The 20,079-nt window shown below is 41.6% G+C and carries 21 protein-coding genes; all 21 read left to right on the top strand.

The features are described from left to right. Positions 1-83 precede the first annotated feature (83 nt). The 21 genes from JOC36_RS06655 (at position 84) to plsX (ending at position 20,074) form a co-directional block, all read left to right on the top strand. Positions 84-926 (top strand): ATPase, T2SS/T4P/T4SS family, encoded by an 843-nt coding sequence (locus JOC36_RS06655; protein ID WP_205145725.1) that lies wholly within the window; start codon positions 84-86, stop codon positions 924-926. Positions 927-930: 4 nt separating this feature from the next. Further along, on the top strand, positions 931-1,896 hold the full coding sequence (locus tag JOC36_RS06650) for a type II secretion system F family protein (RefSeq protein ID WP_205145724.1): 966 nt from the start codon (positions 931-933) through the stop codon (positions 1,894-1,896). Beyond that, positions 1,893-2,201, top strand: a complete 309-nt coding sequence (locus JOC36_RS06645; protein ID WP_205145723.1) for a competence type IV pilus major pilin ComGC — start codon at positions 1,893-1,895, stop codon at positions 2,199-2,201. The genes JOC36_RS06650 and JOC36_RS06645 overlap by 4 nt, the downstream gene beginning before the upstream one ends. Before the next feature lie 124 nt (positions 2,202-2,325). Next, complete coding sequence (locus tag JOC36_RS06640; RefSeq protein ID WP_205145722.1) at positions 2,326-2,613, top strand: hypothetical protein; 288 nt, start codon at positions 2,326-2,328, stop codon at positions 2,611-2,613. After that, complete coding sequence (locus tag JOC36_RS06635) at positions 2,600-2,803, top strand: hypothetical protein (RefSeq protein WP_205145721.1); 204 nt, start codon at positions 2,600-2,602, stop codon at positions 2,801-2,803. The genes JOC36_RS06640 and JOC36_RS06635 overlap by 14 nt, the downstream gene beginning before the upstream one ends. Further along, positions 2,781-3,206: a hypothetical protein gene (locus JOC36_RS06630; RefSeq protein ID WP_205145720.1), complete on the top strand. Its 426-nt coding sequence runs from the start codon at positions 2,781-2,783 to the stop codon at positions 3,204-3,206. Before JOC36_RS06635 ends, JOC36_RS06630 begins: the two co-directional genes overlap by 23 nt. Beyond that, a complete protein-coding gene (locus tag JOC36_RS06625) occupies positions 3,172-3,489 on the top strand; it encodes a hypothetical protein (RefSeq protein ID WP_205145719.1) in 318 nt (105 codons plus the stop codon). Before JOC36_RS06630 ends, JOC36_RS06625 begins: the two co-directional genes overlap by 35 nt. 76 nt (positions 3,490-3,565) lie before the next feature. Next, positions 3,566-4,579: a class I SAM-dependent methyltransferase gene (locus tag JOC36_RS06620; RefSeq protein ID WP_205145718.1), complete on the top strand. Its 1,014-nt coding sequence runs from the start codon at positions 3,566-3,568 to the stop codon at positions 4,577-4,579. 116 nt (positions 4,580-4,695) lie between these two features. Continuing rightward, positions 4,696-7,116: a primosomal protein N' gene (gene priA, locus JOC36_RS06615; RefSeq protein WP_205145717.1), complete on the top strand. Its 2,421-nt coding sequence runs from the start codon at positions 4,696-4,698 to the stop codon at positions 7,114-7,116. 51 nt (positions 7,117-7,167) lie between these two features. Further along, positions 7,168-8,121, top strand: a complete 954-nt coding sequence (fmt, locus tag JOC36_RS06610) for a methionyl-tRNA formyltransferase (protein WP_205145716.1) — start codon at positions 7,168-7,170, stop codon at positions 8,119-8,121. After that, a complete protein-coding gene (gene rsmB, locus JOC36_RS06605; RefSeq protein WP_205145715.1) occupies positions 8,114-9,487 on the top strand; it encodes a 16S rRNA (cytosine(967)-C(5))-methyltransferase RsmB in 1,374 nt (457 codons plus the stop codon). Before fmt ends, rsmB begins: the two co-directional genes overlap by 8 nt. A gap of 19 nt (positions 9,488-9,506) precedes the next feature. Further along, the gene (locus tag JOC36_RS06600; RefSeq protein ID WP_205145714.1) at positions 9,507-10,247 is read left to right on the top strand and encodes a Stp1/IreP family PP2C-type Ser/Thr phosphatase; all 741 of its coding nucleotides are present in this window, start codon (positions 9,507-9,509) and stop codon (positions 10,245-10,247) included. After that, the gene (pknB, locus tag JOC36_RS06595) at positions 10,248-12,044 is read left to right on the top strand and encodes a Stk1 family PASTA domain-containing Ser/Thr kinase (RefSeq protein WP_205145713.1); all 1,797 of its coding nucleotides are present in this window, start codon (positions 10,248-10,250) and stop codon (positions 12,042-12,044) included. A 26-nt stretch (positions 12,045-12,070) separates the two neighbouring features. After that, positions 12,071-12,982 carry a ribosome small subunit-dependent GTPase A gene (rsgA, locus tag JOC36_RS06590; protein ID WP_205145712.1) on the top strand — a complete coding sequence of 304 codons (912 nt, stop codon included), beginning with the start codon at positions 12,071-12,073 and terminating at the stop codon, positions 12,980-12,982. Positions 12,983-13,005: 23 nt separating this feature from the next. Continuing rightward, on the top strand, positions 13,006-13,665 hold the full coding sequence (gene rpe, locus JOC36_RS06585) for a ribulose-phosphate 3-epimerase (RefSeq protein WP_205145711.1): 660 nt from the start codon (positions 13,006-13,008) through the stop codon (positions 13,663-13,665). Then, positions 13,665-14,309, top strand: coding sequence for a thiamine diphosphokinase (locus JOC36_RS06580; protein WP_205145710.1), 645 nt, complete (start codon positions 13,665-13,667; stop codon positions 14,307-14,309). The genes rpe and JOC36_RS06580 overlap by 1 nt, the downstream gene beginning before the upstream one ends. A 142-nt stretch (positions 14,310-14,451) precedes the next feature. Continuing rightward, positions 14,452-14,652 (top strand): 50S ribosomal protein L28, encoded by a 201-nt coding sequence (gene rpmB / locus JOC36_RS06575; RefSeq protein ID WP_057788503.1) that lies wholly within the window; start codon positions 14,452-14,454, stop codon positions 14,650-14,652. Between the two features lie 144 nt (positions 14,653-14,796). Next, positions 14,797-15,159, top strand: a complete 363-nt coding sequence (locus JOC36_RS06570; RefSeq protein ID WP_205145709.1) for an Asp23/Gls24 family envelope stress response protein — start codon at positions 14,797-14,799, stop codon at positions 15,157-15,159. Between the two features lie 12 nt (positions 15,160-15,171). Then, a complete protein-coding gene (locus JOC36_RS06565; RefSeq protein ID WP_205145708.1) occupies positions 15,172-16,854 on the top strand; it encodes a DAK2 domain-containing protein in 1,683 nt (560 codons plus the stop codon). 67 nt (positions 16,855-16,921) lie between these two features. After that, positions 16,922-18,961 carry an ATP-dependent DNA helicase RecG gene (gene recG / locus JOC36_RS06560; RefSeq protein ID WP_205145707.1) on the top strand — a complete coding sequence of 680 codons (2,040 nt, stop codon included), beginning with the start codon at positions 16,922-16,924 and terminating at the stop codon, positions 18,959-18,961. A gap of 75 nt (positions 18,962-19,036) precedes the next feature. Beyond that, complete coding sequence (gene plsX / locus JOC36_RS06555; protein ID WP_205145706.1) at positions 19,037-20,074, top strand: phosphate acyltransferase PlsX; 1,038 nt, start codon at positions 19,037-19,039, stop codon at positions 20,072-20,074. The last annotated feature ends 5 nt before the right edge of the window (positions 20,075-20,079 follow it).

Below are 20,079 nucleotides of genomic sequence, written 5' to 3'. Positions count from 1 at the left end.
CTCCTAGTTTGGAGTTGCTTTTTTTTTTTGCAAAAATTAGTCCGGCGATGGTCTTTATTCTTGCTATTTGAGGAGGTGAGTGTGTGGAAGATTTATTTAGACAAATACTACAAAAGGCAGTCACGAAACAGGTGAGTGATATTTATTTAAAAGTTGAAGCACAAACCATCGCGGTCATGTATTTATTGCCTGATGGCCAAACAAGCTTCGAAACGCTTCCGTACATGCAAGGAATGGCATTAATCCGTTTTATTAAATTTCAGGCTCATTTGAATTTAGCAGAAACAAGAAGGCCGCAAGCTGGGCACTGGTGTTATGAGTTGACATCACAAACACTGCAGTTACGCATATCTGCAGTTGGAGATTTTAAACAAACGGAGTCGTTGGTATTACGGATTATTTATCCAGTTCGAATGATACAAACGCAGTTAATTCAAAATGCTGCCTTCATGGCATTTGGACAAGCTTTGCAGCAAAAAAACGGGCTATTTCTGATTGGTGGGGCGATGGGGGCTGGAAAATCGACGACTTTAGCCTGCTTAGTACAACATTATTTACATGAACAAATTGTTTTATCAATTGAAGATCCAGTAGAAATTGAACAAAGACATGTTTTGCAATTGCAGGTTAATCAATTAGCCCAAATGACATACGCCAGTTTATTTAAATTGGCTTTACGGCATCACCCGCATGTGATTGTTATTGGAGAAATTCGGGATGCGCAAACAGCTCAACTGGTGGTACAAGCTGCCTTAACAGGGCATTGTATTTTAACGACAATGCATGCGCTTAATTTAGAGGGAATGCGGCAACGTTTATTAAATCTTGGGATAAATCGCCAGGATTTAAGCTATGCGTTGACTGGTTTAGCTTTCCAAAAGCGGCAAAATCAGCATGTGAATTTTGACGTTGAACTTGTGAGGTGATAAATTGCGTACAAAAAGATGGCGGCGTAAACAACAAGCTGAATTCTTTATTCGATTAGGGCGATTATTGGATAATGGGTTCGATCTGATGACAGCGTTGCAATTGATGATGCAACAAAAACGATTGTGGGGAGCGGATTTTCAATACATTATGTCAGAATTACAAGCTGGCAAGGCGTTAAAAGATGCTCTCAAACCTTTTGTAGATCAAAAACTTGTTGCAGAATTATATTTCGTTGAATTACACGGTGAATTGATTGCTTATTTAAATCAATTAGGGCAACGCGAACGGCATCATCATCAATATGTCCGAAAATTTTGGCAACTGGCAAGTTATCCCTTGTTTTTGTTAGGGCTTATCTTAGTTTTAACTTTTTATTTTGTGCATCAATTTTCTAAGCAAACCTTAGATCTTAGTAATGGTTGGATATGGGGGTGGATGGGTGCTGGTTTAGGTATCATGATTGCTGGATGGAAGTGGCACCCGCAGTTAAGTTGGTGGGTGCAATATGTGCCAGGTCTGAGTGACCTATGGCGAACCAATTTACAAGTGCAACTATGTTTTCAAATGGGATGTCTCATCAAAGCCGGCGTGAATTTAGCTGATATTCTGTTGATTTTTGAGCAACAACCGGTTTTGAGAACGCTACGATCATATGCGACTTTAGAAAATGCAGTTAAACAAGCCTTAGATCAGGGCCGTCCGTTATCAGAAGTCTTGCAGTTTTTGCACTGCTTGCCAAAAGGAATTCAATCTTTATTTGATGTCGGGCAAACATCTGAAAAGGTGGGCTTATCATTGTTGCATTTTGCTAAAGAATTGCAAAGAGAGTTGGAACAAAACATCTTATTGTATTTACAGTTATCGCAACCACTACTATTTATGTTGATTGGTATTTGTATTATTGGCCTGTATGGTGAATTTTTGTTGCCAAATTATCAAACGATTGAGGGGTTACCAGGAAAATGATTAGCTGGCAGAAATTAAAAAAACGGGCGGGTTTTACCCTTATTGAAATCATTACGACTTTGTTTATTATGAGTTTACTGATGTTATTGGTTTTGCCAAATATTAATCACTTACGTCAATTTGCGCAAGAGAAGCAAAAGACTGCTTTTCGTCAGACGATTAGACATCAAGTGGCACTCTATAAAGAGCATTATCCAGATGAACCAGCCCTGACAACAACGAATATGCAAGCAAAAGGTTATCTAACTGCAGAACAAGTGCGTCAGATTGAACGCGATAAGATTGTCCTTGATGATAATAAATAAGCTAAAGCACTGTTGGGCAAGAAAGAAAGGTTTTATATTGGTAGAATTAGTTGTGGTACTGGGGATCGTCGTAACGTTGACACTAACGTTTAGTCTGACTTATCCCAAGGATTCAAGCTTTAGTATGGTTGAACGCTGGTTTGATCGTCATTTTTATAGTATTCGCATTCGCTACTTGCATCGTCGATCTACGACAGATATTTATTTTTATAAGAAGAAAATATTGTTTAGTAATGGTTTGGGGATGCAATCAATGAAATTACCTGGTGCTTGGATGGCAAGCTCTGAAGTTGTGTTACATCTGAGAGCTGACGGGATGCGTGGTAAAAGTATCCAGTTTGTGAATTCGAAAACCCGCCAACGCCGATTACTTGTTTTTCAAGTCGGAGGAGGAACCTATGCGTGGCGCTAGCCGTTCCGGTTTCATAATCATGGAAAGCATCGTTAGTTTACTATTATTAACAAGCATCACCTTGCCAATGGGGCACCAGATTTTTAGCCAATATCATAAGGTGGTTCACTTGAAGCAAAGCTGTGACGAATTAGAGCAGCGGGTGTTAAAAGCAGAAAAGGAGTGGCATGCATCCAAAAAAGACTGCTAGTATTCTTGTGGAATGTGTCATCGGCTTACTGTTTTTGAGTCTTATTATTGGATTAACTGAAGGACAAAGTAACTTTTATCGGGCACTACGGGTACACCAACAAAGGCACATTCATGAGCAACAATTGATGGCTTTTGAGCAGCAGGTCATGCATCATTTTGTTGGATGTGAGCCAAAAGATATTTATTCGGATGAAATTGTGTTTATTCATCCGATAACCAAGCAAACTTCTCATTTAATATTTCGACTGCCATCAGTGTGTTTAGTCAGCAGGAAAGGCGGCCATTTCGTTTTGTTAAATGGCTTGAGAAGAGTTCGTTTTGAGCGTTTAAGTAAGCGTCAGTTTCGAATGGTGGTAACTTTTTTAGATGGGTATCAAAATCAGAAAATTTGTCATACTTAACACCAAGCAAGCTGCCTTTTGTTTAGAACCAGTGCTGTTGCTTAGCTTTGTGTTAATGAGTGTGGGATATGGCATGCACGGACAGCTATTGGTTGAACAACGTGATTTGCTTCAAGAGGAAGTGTATTGGACGCAGCGCCAACGTGCGTTGCAATACATACGACATAATGAGCTTGCAATTAAAAAAGGTGGGTTTGAAAAGGCCGGCTATGAGATTTCATTTAATGATAAAAAAGGTGTGTATCAAGTTAAATCGCCAACGTGGTTTTATTTTTCAATCTAGGAGGCTGGGCAAGGGGCTCAAATCCGAGTATAATTAAAGCACTTAATCAGAACAGGTAATCTATGGAGGTGATCAAATGTACGACGAAATTGAAGACGCGATTAAACAAATTCAAGCCGGACAAGAACGCTTAATCGAGCAATTAGATATTCCCGCGATTGACGCGTTAATTTTGGCATTTGAAGGTTTAACGCATCAAAATGATGAAGCCTTCGACCAACTTGAACAAGCTGAACGAAAGGCTGTCCGAAAAAACTTGAAGGATAGTCAATTTGCGACGCTCAAACTTGAACAAAAGCGCCAAGTGCTACAACTATTATTGGTGGCCACGGTTAAACAGGACCAACTTCAAGGTAACTATCAACCGACACCAGATGCAATCGGCATGTGGGTCAGCTTTCTTGCTGAAAAATTCTTACCAAGTCAAAGTCATCATCGCATTTTAGATTTGACATTAGGAACGGGGAATCTCTTAGCAACCGTTAACTTGGCCTTAAACCAACGTGGTGATCAGGGAGATTACTTTGGTGTTGAAAATGATGACACAATGATTACAGTTGCTAGTGGTGTTGCAGCGCTACTTGATTTAGACTGGCATCTTATTCATCAAGATACACTTGATACGGATGACCAACAAGAGACCAAGGATATGGACTTGGTCATTGGTGATTTACCAGTTGGATATTACCCTAAAACGGATATTGTAGGTTACGCGACACAACAAGAAGAAGGGATGACGTATGTCCACCATTTGTTGATTGAAGAAACAATTCGCCACCTACGTCCTGGTGGATTAGGTGTTTTGGTTGTCCCAGCTAATTTATTCGAGTCTGATCAAGCAGCTAGCTTACTTAAATATTTCCAAACGGATGAAATGTATTTCCAAGCTTTTATTCAATTCTCTGACAATCTGTTTTTGGATAAAAAGGCCCGTAAAGCTCTCTTGGTCATTCAAAAGGCAGGCGACGATGCTAAACAAGCTGAACCGGTTCTATTAGCTAAAGCACCTGAAGTAAATCACAGTGATGAGAACTTAAACTTTGTCAATGAACTAAACGATTGGTTGATAGATAATGAACTTGTCCATTAAGCCATCAAATATGCTTAACGTTTAACGTGAGCATATTTTTTTTGCTGTCATTAGAGGTTCGGCGCGAAATTTGTTATAATGAAACGTTATATAATGCAAGAAAAGGGGGATTTGAAATGTATGCACAAGTGATTGTTGATGTGCCAACGATGCAAACAAATCAACCCTATACCTATGAAATACCAGCCGCATTAGCTGAGCTGGTACAACCAGGCATGCGTGTTGTTGTCCCGTTTGGTCGGGGAACGCGGCGCGTGCAAGGGTTTGTGGTAGGTACGACTGAAACAACCACAACTGACGCCCCTTTGAAGTCGATTGATGAATTGATTGATGTAACACCGGTCTTAAATCATGAAATGTTGGCATTAGCAGATTGGTTAGCAAAAAGTAATTTTGCCTTTAAAATCAGCGTGCTACAAGCGATGTTACCCAATGTGATGCGAGCAAAGTATGTTAAAACTGTTCAATTAATTGACGAGAGCGCGGTGGCAGATGATGCCCAATTGACGGCTTTTTTTGCAGACCGTTATGAAGTACCCCTAGATGACGACCATGTCGCACCTGAACTATTGAAATCAATCCAACGGTTGCAACGGCAAGGACACGTGGCGATTAATTATTATGTGGGAGATAAGGCGAAAATTAAAAAAGTTACTGCTTTAAAACCGCTCATGTCATCACAAGCTTATGATGATGCGCGCCAAAAATTGAATAAAGTGGCCAAACAACAAGCACGGCTATTGACTTTCCTAATGACGGCACCTAATGAGTGGATTGCACAAAAGCAAGTGCTTGATGCGACAGGGATTGACTATGCCACCCTTAAAAAAGCTGAAAGCAATGGCTGGATTGCTCGCCAAGAAATTGAACAATACCGGATTCCACAGTTAACATCAAAGATTGAGTCAACGACACCATTGCCACTGACAGCAGACCAACAGGCCGTTTTTGACCAACTAAAGCCTAGCCTACAATCAAAAGATCATCAGACCTTCTTACTGGAAGGCGTGACAGGATCTGGTAAAACGGAAATTTATTTGCAAGATATGGCTGAAGTATTAGCACAAGGCAAAACTGCTTTGATGTTAGTACCTGAAATTACGCTAACGCCACAAATGGTTCGACGCGTTAAGAGCCGTTTTGGAGAATCAGTAGCGGTTTTGCACAGTGCTTTATCGGATGGAGAACGCTATGATGAATGGCGTCGCATTGAACGTGGTGAAGCTAAAGTGGTCGTGGGAGCACGTTCAGCGATTTTTGCACCTTTAGATAATCTGGGTTTGATTATCTTAGATGAAGAACATGATGCCTCGTATAAGCAAGAAGATAATCCACGCTACCATGCTCGCGATGTTGCAGCCTGGAGAGCTGAATATCACGGCGCTACTTTACTGTTAGGTTCTGCAACACCCGCTTTGGAAAGTCGGGCGCGTGCTCAAAAAGGTCTCTATACTTTGTTACGCTTACCTAATCGGATTAATCAACAACCTTTGCCACCGGTAGAAGTGGTGGATATGCGTCAAGCAATGAAACAAGGTGAGGATGAATTATTTTCACATCAGTTGCTAGAGGCCATTCAACAACGATTGAATCGTGGTGAGCAAAGCGTGCTTTTGTTAAATCGTCGCGGTTACGCTAATTATGTTAATTGTCGTGATTGTGGCTATACGCCAACATGTATAAACTGTGATCTGGCGCTAACGATGCATAAAGCTTCGCACAATATGGTTTGTCATTACTGTGGTTACCAAGAACCCATTCCTGAACAATGTCCCAATTGTGGTTCAAAGCGGATTCGTCCGTTCGGAGCGGGAACGCAAAAGGTGGAAACACTTTTGCAACAATATTTTCCGCAAGCTAAAACTTTGCGGATGGACTTAGATACAACGCGTAAAAAAGGGGCAACTGATCAAATGTTAGAAGCCTTTGGTCGACATGAAGCTGATATTTTGTTGGGAACACAAATGATTGCGAAAGGTCTTGATTTTCCGGATGTAACTTTAGTGGGAGTGTTGAATGCTGACACAACGTTAGCTTTGCCCGATTTTCGGTCGGCTGAACGGACCTTTCAACTATTAACGCAGGTCTCAGGCCGGGCCGGTCGTGATGAAAAACATGGTGAGGTTGTTGTCCAAACTTTTAACCCGGAACATTATGCGATTCAATTTGCCAAGCAGCATGATTATGAAGGCTTTTATCGGTATGAGATGAATTTACGAAAAGACTGGCAATATTCGCCATATTTTTATACAATTCAGTTAAAAATTACACATGAACAGCAAAATGAAGCAGCACGTGTAGCCTATCAAATTGCGGATTGGCTTAAGCCACATTTGGATGAACAAGCGGTTATGCTTGGCCCTTCAATGGGGTCAGTCGCCCGTTTGAACAATAAATATGTTTACCGCATTATTATCAAATATAAGAAAAGTGAACATCTATTCAAAGCCTTAGATGAGTTAATGCAAACTGGCCAACAATTGCAAAAGCAAAAAGTCGGTTTAGTCATTGATCGAGACCCAGTTAATTTTGTTTAAGCAGCTAGTCATCAGCTGACTAGCATACATAAAATGTAAAGAGGAGCTAATATGACACAAAAAATAATTTTTATGGGGACCCCCGATTTTTCAGTTCCAATTTTAAAAGCATTGGCTAACGATGATGCGTATGAAGTTTTGGCTGTTTTAACGCAACCTGATCGTCCAGTTGGTCGTAAGCGGGTATTAACGGCCACTCCAGTTAAAGAAGTAGCGGTGGATTTAAATCTACCAGTATATCAACCTGAGAAATTAGTTGGTTCGGAGGAACTACAAATTTTGATTGATTTAGCACCTGATTTTATCATTACAGCTGCATATGGGCAGTTTTTGCCGGTTAAATTGTTGAATGCTGCCAAAATCGCGGCGATTAATGTTCATGCTTCTTTGTTACCAAAATATCGTGGTGGCGCACCAATTCATTACGCTGTGATGAACGGTGATGCGCAGACGGGTGTGACGATTATGTATATGGTTAAAGCGATGGATGCTGGTGATATGATTGCGCAAAAAGTCGTGAACATTGGTGAAAACACGACCACAGGGGAGATGTTTGATGAGTTGAGTTTAGTGGGGCGTGATTTACTAATGGATACTTTGCCAAAATTGGTGGACGGTACCAGTGAGCGGACTCCTCAGGATCCAGACCAAGTGACTTTTGCGCCTAATATTACTCCGGAACAAGAAGTGCTTGATTTTAACCGCACAGCGCGAGAACTTCATAATCAAGTTCGGGGGTTAAATCCTTTCCCAACGGCTCACACGACCATTAACGGTGTGCGTACGAAAGTTCAGCAGACGCATCTGGTTGATGCAACAACAAATCTTCCAGCTGGTACGGTTGTGAAGAAAAGTAAAAAGGAACTTTGGATTGCTGCCGCTGAGGGGACAATCCTAGCTTTTGATGAATTACAACCAGCTGGAAAACCTAAAATGGCAGTTTCTGCTTATCTAAACGGTCACGCTAAGTTTGATGAAGGGCAACAGGTAATTTCACATGAGTAAAAAACAAACTGCTATTAGTCAGTGGGAGAAACAAAATCCACGTGCGATGGCTGTCCGTACTTTAGAAAATATTCAAAATGGAGCCTATTCGAACTTAGAATTAAATGCCATGATTAAACAGGCCGATTTATCCGAGCGAGATATTCATTTTATGACGAACCTGGTTTATGGAGTTATTCAGCACCGGCTCACTTTGGAATATTGGTTAGACCCTTTTATTAAGCAACCTAAAAAGTTGGACCCATGGGTGCGAGAGTTATTGTTTGTCGCGCTATTTCAATGGCAATATCTTGATAAAGTTCCTAAGCGTGCTATTTTTGATGAAACAATTAAAATTGCCAAAAAACGTGGACATGATGGGATTCGTCGTTTAGTTACGGGAACTTTGCACGCTATGGATCGTCAAGGACTACCGGATTACAACAAAATTACCGATGATGTAAACCGATTATCAATTGCTTACTCAGTGCCAGAATGGATTATCCAAATGTGGGTTAAACAATATGGCGTCGTACGTAGTGAAACAATTGCCATTAGTATTAATCAGGCTCCAGCTCAATCAGCTCGTGTGAATACTGCTAAAGCAACGGTTGCTGAAGCTACGGCTAGTTTAGAAGCGGAAGGCTTGCAGGTTGAACCATCTCGTGTCTCGCCTGTTGGTTTGCGAATTTCAAATGGGCATGCAGCTAGTTCAGAAGCTTTTAAGCAAGGCTTAATTACCGTGCAAGACGAATCAGCAATGCTGATGGTGCCAAGCTTAGACATTGAACCGGGCATGCGGGTATTGGATGCGGCTGCTGCTCCCGGAGGTAAAACCACCCAAATTGCCACTTATTTAGACTCAACTGTGGGTGGGCAAGTTGATGCATTGGATATTCATGAACATAAATTAAAGTTAATTGAGGATAATGCTGATCGTTTGGGTGTTCGGGCTCAAGTAGTGCCACATCTTTTAGATGCTCGTAAAGTTGACGAAAGCTTTGCGGACGCGACTTTTGATCGAATTTTAGTTGATGCACCTTGTTCTGGGCTTGGACTAATGCGTCGAAAACCTGAAGTGCGCTATGAAAAAAAGCTCACTGATAGCCAACAGTTGCAAAAAATTCAATTAGCCATATTAGATGCGGTTGCAAATAAACTCAAAGTAGGCGGCCGCTTAGTATATGGGACATGTACATTTGTGCAGATCGAAAATGATGATGTGATTCAAAACTTTTTGCAAAATCATTCCGATTTTAAAATTGTTCCCACCAAATTGGACTATGATTTGCCAATTGTTGATACGCAGCAATTAGTGCACATTATGCCTGATCAATTTGGTTCAGATGGGTTCTTCATCGCCACACTAGAAAAAGTAGCAAATTAATTCGCTAGAGGAGTGCTTTATGAAAATTGCCTATGCCACCGATACAGGAAAAGTTCGGGCTAATAATCAAGATTATGTGGGTGCTTTTAAAAACCAATTTGGCATCCAACTTGCAATCGTCGCTGATGGAGTTGGCGGTGAGCAAGCAGGGGATGTCGCTTCAAATATGGCTGTTTCACATTTGGGAAATCAGTGGCAGCAAACTGAGATCCAAACGGTTGCGGATGCTAAAGCATGGTTAACCGAGAGCTTGAAGGCAGAAAATGACGTGATCTTACAAACATCGCAACGTTATCGGACGCTTGAAGGCATGGCAACAACCATTGTGTTAGCTGTCATTTTCCCATCCCAAATTTGTTTTGCTAATCTGGGTGATTCACGTGCATACATGTTACGTAACGAGCAATTGCATCAAATCACCGTTGATCATAATTTGGCTCAAGAATTACTGACAGCTGGATCAATTGATGCCACTGAAGCGACGCATAATCCAGGACGTAATGTCTTAACGCGTCAGTTGGGTGTTGATGATGAAGTGGAAATGGAGTTCTTTGACTTTGCTTTACAATCTGGTGATCAGATTATGTTGACGACGGATGGATTGGTGAAACATTTGGATGATACGCAAATTGCAAATATCCTAAATCAGGCAACAACGATTGATCAAGCGATTCATGAGTTGATTGAGCAAACGAATCAAGCGGGTGGTTCTGATAACATTACTGTGTTGTTAGGCTATCAAGAAAGCGAGGGCGTGTAGATGCAGACTGATCAAGTTTTCGGTGGTCGGTATCAAATTATTGGCTCGTTAGGTGAGGGCGGAATGGCCAACGTCTATAAAGCGCGCGATTTAATTTTAGACCGAGAAGTTGCCTTGAAGATTATGCGTTTAGATATGCGTGATGATCCAGTTGCTCAAAAGCGCTTTGAAAATGAAATTCGTGCCTCAACGGAGTTGGTACATCCCAATATTACCCAAGTTTATGATTATGGCGATGAAGATCATAACCAATATTTGGTAACGGAATATATTGCTGGTCCGGATTTGAAGCGTTATGAGATGGATAACTTTCCTTTACCTTTGACTAAGGTAGTTGATATCATGAGTCAAATTTTAAGCGGTATTCAATTGGCGCATGAACATGGCATTATCCATCGAGATTTAAAACCACAAAATATCCTGATGACCAATGATGGTACCGCTAAAATCACTGATTTTGGGATTGCTCGGGCCCAATCGTCGTTTGGGATGACGCAAACAAATATGGCCATTGGGTCGGTACATTACATGGCACCTGAACAGGTCCGTGGGGAAACAGCCACCCCGCAAAGTGATATATATTCACTTGGAATTATGTTATATGAATTGTTGGCCGGCAAAGTGCCATTTGATGGCGAGACGGCTGTGGCGGTTGCTGTCAAGCAAACAACGGATCCAATGCCACATGTGCGTGAAGATGATCCTCGCATCCCGCAAGCGTTAGAGAATGTTATTCTACACGCAACAGCTAAGGATCCACAGGAGCGATATACATCAGCAAATGCGATGCGCAATGATTTGGCAACTGCGCTTTCACCAGATCGAGTGAACGAAGAACGTTTTGTTCCTGAAGGCGAGGCACTGAATGATGAAGCGACAAAGGTGCGCCCTGCCTTGAAGACACAACCTGAACAACAGGCAAAGGATGAGACATCAGCAGTGGCTGCTACAACGCCGGATACCAGCAAAAAGGTTGAAAAGTCGGCTAAAAAGGACGACAAGCCCCGTCATAAAAAGCGTTATTGGATTATAGGGTGCTTGTTAGCAATTGTGGCACTATGTGTTGGCATCACTGCTTATGGTTTGCAACAACCAGAGCAAACAAAAGTCCCAGATATCCAAGGTGCGACGATGAAGCAGGCCAAAGCTGAATTGAAATCAGCTGGATTAAAAGTTGGCGATGTGACGGAACGTGATTCTGACACCATTAAGAAAGATCGCATTATCTCTGCTAAACCAGATGCAGGTAAACATCTCAAACGCGGAAGTGAAGTGGACTTAGTCGTCTCTACTGGTTCTCGGAAAATTCGTTTTGGTGATTATCGTAATGAACGCTTTGAAAGTGTGGCAGACAGTCTTAAGGCGAAGGGTTATACAGTTACGACGTCTCATGCACATAGTAATGATGTACCGGTCGGGTACATTATGGATCAAAGTATAAAGCCTGATAAGAAAGTTATTCCGGATAAAACGACAGTTAATTTTGTCATTTCGGTGGGACCTGAAACGACAAGTGATGTTTCTGGATCGACAAATGATGGAAATCAGCAAAATCAGAATAATTCGAACAATCATGCAACTGGTTCTGGTTCAACAAAGCATCAATCACAATCCCAACAAGCTGCTAGTCAGGCTTCAGAATCTGAAGCATCATCACAGTCAAGTGAAGCAAATGGTTCGGTTGATGAAACTACAGATTCAACAGCTGAATCTAGCGCTAGTTCAGCCTCAAACCCAGCACCATCAACTTCTTCTTCGGCAACAGCCCCTAGTCAGGAACAAGATGGAGCTGATTAAAGTTATAATAGAATAAAGGTGAATACATGACATATCATGGACAAATTCAATTATCATTAGCCGGATTTTATGATATAAAAACGGCAGATGGTGAAGTCTTTCGGGCGCGGGCACGCGGAAATTTTCGAAAAAAAGATGTAAAACCATTGGTTGGAGATTTTGTTACATTTAGTGCAACCCAAGCCGATGATGGGTATATCTTGAGTATTGATGATCGAAAAAATGCTTTAGTACGGCCACCAGTAGCGAATGTGGATCAAGCAATTGTCGTTACATCTGTTGAAGTGCCTGAGTTTTCTAGTAATTTACTAGATCGACAACTAGTTGCTTTGGAAGAACGACAAATTGAACCAATTATCTATTTTTCAAAGACAGATCTTGTTTCAGATGAGGCGAGAGCACATTTTGCAGAAATTGCAGCGGGTTATCAAGCAGCTGGCTATCAGGTTATATTTCCTAAAGTAACGTTTGATGAGGAAAGTTTAGATGCACTTAAAGAGGCTTTGCCTAATCGTTTAACTGTCTTTATGGGGCAAACGGGGGCTGGTAAGAGTACCTTGTTAAACCATTTGGTACCAAGCTTAGAATTGAAAACTGGTGCGGTATCAGACACGTTGATGCGTGGAAAGCATACGACTCGTCAAGTTGGGTTAATTGAAATGTATGGTGGCTTGGTTGCAGATACTCCTGGCTTTTCAGCCTTTGAGGTCTTTGATATGGAAGCTAACGAGTTAGGCCAATATTTTCGTGAATTTAATCGTTATAGCCCAGAGTGCCGTTATCGTGGATGTGTTCATCTTAAAGAACCTGGGTGCGTGGTTAAAACAGCTGTTGAAGCTGGGGAAATTATGCCATCACGATATGAAAACTATCAATTGTTTTATGATTTGATTGAAGGTCGTCGTCCGGTTTATAATAAACATGATAAGAAACACTAAACACACAAGAAGAGGGATAAATTATGTCAATTAAAGTTGCACCATCAATTTTGTCAGCAGATTACTTAAATCTACAACGTGATGTTGAATTAGTCGAAAAGGCTGGAGCTGATATGTTACACGTCGATGTAATGGACGGAATGTTTGTACCATCAATTTCATACGGTCCCGGCTGGGTCAAGGCGTTGAAGCAAGTGATGACACTACCATTAGATGTTCATTTGATGGTTGAACAACCAGAACGTTATGTGGAAGAATTTGCCGCTGCTGGGGCTGATTTAATTGGTGTGCAATATGAAGCTACGCAACATATTCATCGTGCTTTACAGTTGATTAAAAACAGCGGTGCTAAAGCTGAAGTTGTGATTAACCCTGGAACAGCGGTTGAATTAATTGAGCCAGTTTTGGATATGGTTGATCAAGTTTTGATTATGACGGTTAACCCTGGATTTGGTGGCCAAAAGTTCTTGCCAGCAACCCTAAAGAAGATTGAAAAGTTAGCGCAAATCAAGCGTGAACAAGGATATGATTTTGAAATCCAAATTGACGGTGGCGCAAATGATGTGACGACTAAGCAAGCATACGATGCAGGTGCGACAGTTGCTGTAGCGGGTTCATATGTCTATGATAAGGTTGATCCAGCCGCAAAGATTGCGCGTTTGAAGGAAGTAACAAGTGACTAATGACTAAGACGTTTCAACTATTGGTGGGAGGCCCAACTCAAGATTTGCCCGAAGCGCTGGTCCAAGGAACATTAACTGGACGTTGGGCTGCCGCAGATCGTGGTGCTTTAAGATTGTTAACCTATGGTTATCAGCCTGAGTTAGTAGTTGGTGATTTTGATTCAATGACGAAAGCAGAACAAACCCAAGTGTTTGCGCACGCGCAGAAAGTTGTTCCAAAATTGGATCAGGACCAGACTGATACTGAATTATTATTGAAATCATTGGAAACTTATGCGGATGTTGATCGAATCGACATCTATGGGGCCACCGGTGGTCGACTTGATCAATTATTTTCAAATTTTTGGATTTTTACACAGCCAGCATTAAATCAGTTGATTGAAAAAATTCATATAATCGATCAATATAATGATGTAACTTTTTACAGAGCAGGTCAGCATACGATTTATAAGAATCCTCAAATGCGATATGTTGGTTTTATGCCACTCACCCGAGTTGAACACTTAACGTTAGTTGATCAAAAATATCCGCTAACGGACTGGTCGGGAGGACCGTTTTCATGGTCTTCGAACGAGTTTGTTGGCAATGAAAATCATTTTTCTTTTGAGCAGGGAATCGTAGCGGTGATTCAAAGTCGGAATTAAGCAAACCGCTTTGGCAACGCTAAAATCGTGTAAAGTAAAAATACTTTACACAAAAACCTTGCACAAGTGAAAATGGTTTGGTATCATTATTCAAGTAAATAAAAGCACTAATATAAAGAGCTTAAGATTGGAGGGTAAACATATGGCAGTTGATGCAGTCAATGGAAAGCGTACGCGCTTTGGTAACCAACGTTCACACGCCCTTAACTCAAGTCGTCGTAGCTGGAAGCCAAACTTGCAAAAGGTGACGGTTAAGATTAACGGTTCAGCACCTAAGAAGGTGTACCTATCAGCTCGTACTTTGAAGGCTGGTTTGAAGAACGGTACAATTGAGCGTGTTTAATTGAGAAAGCTACCAATTTCGGTGGCTTTTTTCTTTTAGCGCAAAAACCTGTTAAAATAAGAGTTATGAATAAATGCGAATCAGCCAAGTGCTAAGAGTTCATGCATAACTTACGAAGTAATTTTAAACGGAGGAACAGACAACATGGCAGTGAAGATGCAATTCAATCAAGGATCAATTGAAATCGAAAACGATGTTATCGCAACGATTGTCGGTGGCGCTGCTACAGATAATTACGGGGTAGTAGGGATGGCTAGTCAAACCCCGCTCCGCGATGGTGTGAATCAAATTTTGAATGGTGATAATTTTTCTAAAGGGGTGGTCGTGCGCCAGTCTGAAGAAGGGGTCATCGTCGATGTGTTCATTATTGTTGGTTATGGCATGAAGATTTCTGAAATTTCAAAAAGTGTCCAAGCCCGTGTAAAGAACGATTTAAACGTGATGTTAGGAATTGTTGCTAAGGAAGTTAACGTAACAGTTCAAGGCGTCCGTATGCTTGAAGACTAAGGAGTAGAGATTGTGGAAGTTGTAACAGAGATTACCAATGTTGAATTTGGTAAAATGATTAATTCTGCTGCGAGTGCGCTGCAGGATAATGCAGATAAGATTAACAAATTAAATGTTTTCCCCGTTCCTGATGGTGATACTGGTACTAATATGACCTTATCAATGGCCAGTGGTGCTGAATATGAGCGTGCAGAAACAGACACACGGGTTGGCAGTTTAGCTAAGGCAACTTCAAAAGGTTTGTTGATGGGTGCACGTGGAAATTCTGGTGTGATTTTGTCACAAATTTTCCGTGGTTTTTCTAATTCTGCAGCTGATAAGACGACATTAACTGCCCGTGAATTTGCAGATGCCTTGATGGCTGGAGCAGAAACTGCTTATAAGGCAGTGATGAAGCCAACTGAGGGAACGATTCTAACTGTCATCCGTGAAGCTGCGTCTGCTGCCAATCAGACAGCTAAGCAATCAACTGATGTGCTTGCTGTTATGAAAGCGACACTTGATGCTGCCGAAGCAGCCTTAGCTTCAACGCCTGACTTGTTGGCTGCCCTTAAGGAAGTTGGCGTGGTCGATTCTGGTGGACAAGGTCTTGTTATCGTCTTCCAAGCCTTTTACGGTGCCTTAAGTGGTGAAGAAATTACTTCTGGAAATGTAGATAACGCTGGTTTGGAGGCAATGATTCAGTCAATGCACAATGCCGGGGTTCAAGGCGATTTGGATCCAAATGATATTAAGTATAGCTACTGTACTGAGATCATGGTTGATATTGCCCAAGGAACGACATATGATAAGAAATTTGATTATGACACGTTCTATAACCATTTAGCGGAGTTAGGTGACTCGCTTTTGGTTATCAATGATGATGAAGTCGTGAAAGTTCATGTGCACACGGAAGATCCGGGTGAAGTAATCGAATGGGGAACCCATTATGGTGCTTTACGTAAGGTCAAGGTCGATAACATGCGTGATCAACAAGCAGAAGCTGCGGCTAAGGCTGAGGCACAACGCGAAAGTGAAGCTGCTGCGGAAAAAGCAAAAGGCATTGCTGTGATTGCTGTTGCGACTGGAACAGGTATGAAGACGTTATTTGAAGATGCCGGTGTTGCTAAAGTAATTGACGGTGAACAAGCACCATCAACCGCTGATTTGGTTGATGCAGTTAACCAAACCGGCGCAAAGAAAGCAATTATTCTACCAAACGACAGTAATATTTTCATGGCCGCTGATCAAGCGGTTGATTTAACGGATATGCCAACGCAAGTTGTTCGGACAAAGACACAGCAACAAGGGCTTACGGCCATGTTGTTAGGTTATAATCCAGAAGGCGAGTTGGAAACAACAGCGCATGCAATGGCATCGGTCATTGCCGATGTTAAATCAGGTTCTGTAACGACATCTGTTCGGGATACCACGATTAAGGGCTTAGCCATTCAAAGTGGTGATGCCATTGGTATCTATGATGGTGAAATTGTTGTTGCAAAGCCAAATGGTGATATTCAAGCTGCGGCTAATGCGCTTCTTGAAAAGATGTTGGATGAAGATTCAGAATTAGTGACAATCTATTACGGCCAAGAAGCCGATGAAAAGATGGCTGATACATTAGCTGAATATGGTGAGACCTTAGATGATGAATTAGAATTTGAAATTCATGATGGTGGTCAACCACTTTATCCAATTTTGATGTCAGTTGAATAGCTTTGGCTTTAAAAAAGCTGGAAAGGGTTAGCACTTGCTAGCTCTTTTTTTGAGAGGAGGTGAGACGATGACGAAAAGCATGTTAGATTCAGTTGCTGTTTTAAACGGCGTTGGGCCCAAACGTGAACAGGCTTTAAACCATTTAGGTATTTACACGATTGAAGATTTAGTAACGTATTATCCCACGCGTTATGAAGATTTAGCACAAAAATTACCTTCACAGACTGAAGATGGCGAAAAAGTTACTTTTAAAGGTGTTGTCGCCTCTGAACCGATTTTACGACGTTTTGGACGCAAAAAAGCGATGGTGACTTTTCGTTTACTGGTGGAAAACGAACCTATCCAGGTTAGCTTTTTTAATCAGCCGTGGATTGGCAATAAAGTATCTCAACAAATGACCTTAGCTGTCTATGGGACTTATGATAAAGCCCGCCAGCGTTTAACGGGTATGAAATTATTGTTAAATGATTCAGAAGATGAACAGCAAGCAATTTATCCAGCTTCCAAAGAAATCCGCCAATCAACGATTAAAGAATTGGTCTTTCAAGCCTTGCATACTTATGCTGACGAATTGAAAGGAGAAGTGATTCCAAAAGCAATTCGGCAACGGTATCAGCTTATGAATCATGGTGATGTAATTAAAAATATGCATCAGCCAACCGATGATGTCACCGTACAGGCGGCTCGACGCACAGCTTCATTTGAAGAATTCTTTATTTTTCAAATGCGTTTACAATTGATTAAGCAGATGGATCGGCATAATCAAGGGCGACCCGTATTATTTAATAATGGTGAAGTAAAAAAATTTATTACGACCTTGCCATTTGAATTAACCGATGCTCAAAAACGGGTTGTCAATGAAATTTTGCGTGATATGCGACGGCCGTTGCATATGAATCGACTTTTGCAAGGTGACGTTGGTTCGGGTAAAACGGTGGTCGCTGCCTTAGCGATGTATGCAGCTATTACGGCCGGTATGCAGACAGCACTTATGGCCCCAACCGAAATTTTGGCTCAACAACATGCTCAAACGTTAAGTCAATTTTTTAATCCCGCTGAAGTACGTGTAGAATTATTAACTGGTTCAACACGGGCAGCGGCACGGCGTCAAATTCTAGAAGATTTGGTAGCCGGGGATATTGATATTTTGATTGGAACCCACGCGTTGATTCAACCGGATGTGCTCTTTCATAATTTAGGTCTAGCAGTGATTGATGAGCAACATCGTTTTGGTGTTAAACAACGTGCGCAGTTACGAGAAATTGGGATGAATCCAGACATCTTAGCGATGACAGCTACCCCAATTCCGCGGACCTTGGCAATTACAGCTTACGGCGAGATGGATGTTTCAGTGATTGATCAACTTCCGGCTGGACGTAAGCAAATTAAAACAGAGTGGGTGCGCCAAAATGGCTATGATAATGTCATTGCTTTTATCAAAGAACAGTTAGACCAAGGGGCTCAAGCGTATGTGGTAACACCCTTGATTGAGGAATCAGAGGTGCTAGATGTGCAAAATGCACAAGCCGTTTACGCGGAACTAGCAGAAACGTTTGCGCCGGATTATCGTGTCGGTCTTCTCCATGGAAGAATGACGAATGATGAAAAAGAAGCAGTTATGCAAGCTTTTAAAGCTAATCAATTTCAAGTCCTAGTGTCAACGACAGTAATTGAAGTTGGTGTGGATGTTCCCAATGCGAGCGTCATGATGATTTTGGATGCTGATCGTTTTGGCCTTTCACAGTTACACCAATTAAGAGGTCGAGTTGGACGTGGTGAACGCCAATCATATACTTTTTTGGTCAGTGATCCGAAAACCCAATATGGAATTGAACGAATGGAAGCGATGACACAAACGACCGATGGCTTTGTGCTGGCTCAAAAAGATTTAGAATTGCGTGGCGCTGGAGACATTTTGGGGCAACGTCAATCAGGTGTACCTGAATTTAAAGTCGCTGATCCAGTTCATGATCTTAAAATGATGACAATTGCACAAGAAGAAGCGATTGAGACCGTTGCAACACCGGATTGGGATCAAGATCCTGAGATTCAAACGTTAGTGACGTTGTTAGACGAAACGATGGGGCGCTATCGAAACTTTGACTAATCAGGGTAAATGCTTTTATAATGGTGTTTGCGAGTTTTTTAATAACAGAAAAGAATAGGAATTAAGGTGAAAAACATGTTTAAGATTGCCGTTGATGCAATGGGTGGCGATAATGCGCCTAAGGCCATTGTAGCGGGTGTTGAAAAGGCACGTGATGAAATGCCAAACGTTGAATTTCAATTGTACGGACCAATTGATCAAGTTCAACCATTGGTTCAAAATGACCAACAAATTAAGCTTGTCCAAGCCGATGAAGTTATCGACATGGGTGAAGAACCAGTTAAAGCGATGCGAACGAAAAAAAATAGTTCACTTGTTTTAGCTGCCGAAGCGGTTAAAGCTGGGACAGCCGATGCACTATTTTCAGCTGGTAATACAGGAGCATTATTAGCAACCGGTATTTTCATTGTGGGACGGATGAAAGGGATTGATCGGCCTGCGTTGATGGCTTTGCTACCTGCGTTGAAGGGTCCTAATTCTGTCTTTACAATGATGGATGTTGGTGCGAATGCTGAGAATAAGCCTAATCATTTGTATCAATATGGTATTTTGGGCTCATTTTACGCCAATGCTGTTTTGGGGATTGAAAATCCACGTGTTGGTTTGTTGAATAATGGTGGTGAAGAAGATAAGGGTGATCCAATGCACAAAGAAGCGCATCAGCTATTGCAAAAGGGTAGTGATGCTGGGCACCTAAACTTCGTTGGAAATGTTGAGTCCCGCGATATTTTGCAAGGCCCTGCCGATGTTGTTGTAGCTGATGGATTTTCTGGGAACGCAACCTTGAAGGCTTTGGAAGGAACGGCACAAGCAATTCTTTCGATGCTTAAGCACACCATCCTTGATGGTAATTTGAAAACAAAGTTGGGTGGTTTGATGATTAAGCCAGCCCTTAAAGATGTCGTTGGACAATTAGATTATGCGCAATATGGTGGAGCTGTGGTTATTGGAACCAAAGCACCAGTGGTCAAAACGCATGGTTCAGCAACACCGGTTGAAGTGGCAAACACAATGAAACAAATTGAAAAAATCTTGCAGGCAGATTTGACTGGAAAAGTTGCGGAATTCGTTAAGGAACATCCAGAGGAGCTCTCAGGTAAGACAGACAAATAGGGGAT

Source organism: Weissella uvarum (assembly GCF_016908785.1).
Taxonomy (GTDB): Bacteria; Bacillota; Bacilli; order Lactobacillales; family Lactobacillaceae; genus Weissella; species Weissella uvarum.
Note: the sequence above shows the minus strand (reverse complement) of the source record. Positions and strands in the feature narration are given on the sequence as shown.

What these genes read in the sequence shown, in the direction of transcription:
- rsmB (WP_205145715.1), top strand. Translation starts at nt 8,114, where the DNA reads ATGAGTAAAAAACAAACTGCTATTAGTCAGTGGGAGAAACAAAATCCA.
- JOC36_RS06640 (WP_205145722.1), top strand. Translation starts at nt 2,326, where the DNA reads ATGGTTGAACGCTGGTTTGATCGTCATTTTTATAGTATTCGCATTCGC.
- rsgA (WP_205145712.1), top strand. Translation starts at nt 12,071, where the DNA reads ATGACATATCATGGACAAATTCAATTATCATTAGCCGGATTTTATGAT.
- JOC36_RS06630 (WP_205145720.1), top strand. Translation starts at nt 2,781, where the DNA reads ATGCATCCAAAAAAGACTGCTAGTATTCTTGTGGAATGTGTCATCGGC.
- JOC36_RS06620 (WP_205145718.1), top strand. Translation starts at nt 3,566, where the DNA reads ATGTACGACGAAATTGAAGACGCGATTAAACAAATTCAAGCCGGACAA.
- pknB (WP_205145713.1), top strand. Translation starts at nt 10,248, where the DNA reads ATGCAGACTGATCAAGTTTTCGGTGGTCGGTATCAAATTATTGGCTCG.
- JOC36_RS06645 (WP_205145723.1), top strand. Translation starts at nt 1,893, where the DNA reads ATGATTAGCTGGCAGAAATTAAAAAAACGGGCGGGTTTTACCCTTATT.
- recG (WP_205145707.1), top strand. Translation starts at nt 16,922, where the DNA reads ATGACGAAAAGCATGTTAGATTCAGTTGCTGTTTTAAACGGCGTTGGG.
- JOC36_RS06635 (WP_205145721.1), top strand. Translation starts at nt 2,600, where the DNA reads ATGCGTGGCGCTAGCCGTTCCGGTTTCATAATCATGGAAAGCATCGTT.
- JOC36_RS06600 (WP_205145714.1), top strand. Translation starts at nt 9,507, where the DNA reads ATGAAAATTGCCTATGCCACCGATACAGGAAAAGTTCGGGCTAATAAT.
- JOC36_RS06570 (WP_205145709.1), top strand. Translation starts at nt 14,797, where the DNA reads ATGGCAGTGAAGATGCAATTCAATCAAGGATCAATTGAAATCGAAAAC.
- plsX (WP_205145706.1), top strand. Translation starts at nt 19,037, where the DNA reads ATGTTTAAGATTGCCGTTGATGCAATGGGTGGCGATAATGCGCCTAAG.
- rpmB (WP_057788503.1), top strand. Translation starts at nt 14,452, where the DNA reads ATGGCAGTTGATGCAGTCAATGGAAAGCGTACGCGCTTTGGTAACCAA.
- priA (WP_205145717.1), top strand. Translation starts at nt 4,696, where the DNA reads ATGTATGCACAAGTGATTGTTGATGTGCCAACGATGCAAACAAATCAA.
- rpe (WP_205145711.1), top strand. Translation starts at nt 13,006, where the DNA reads ATGTCAATTAAAGTTGCACCATCAATTTTGTCAGCAGATTACTTAAAT.
- JOC36_RS06580 (WP_205145710.1), top strand. Translation starts at nt 13,665, where the DNA reads ATGACTAAGACGTTTCAACTATTGGTGGGAGGCCCAACTCAAGATTTG.
- fmt (WP_205145716.1), top strand. Translation starts at nt 7,168, where the DNA reads ATGACACAAAAAATAATTTTTATGGGGACCCCCGATTTTTCAGTTCCA.
- JOC36_RS06625 (WP_205145719.1), top strand. Translation starts at nt 3,172, where the DNA reads ATGGGTATCAAAATCAGAAAATTTGTCATACTTAACACCAAGCAAGCT.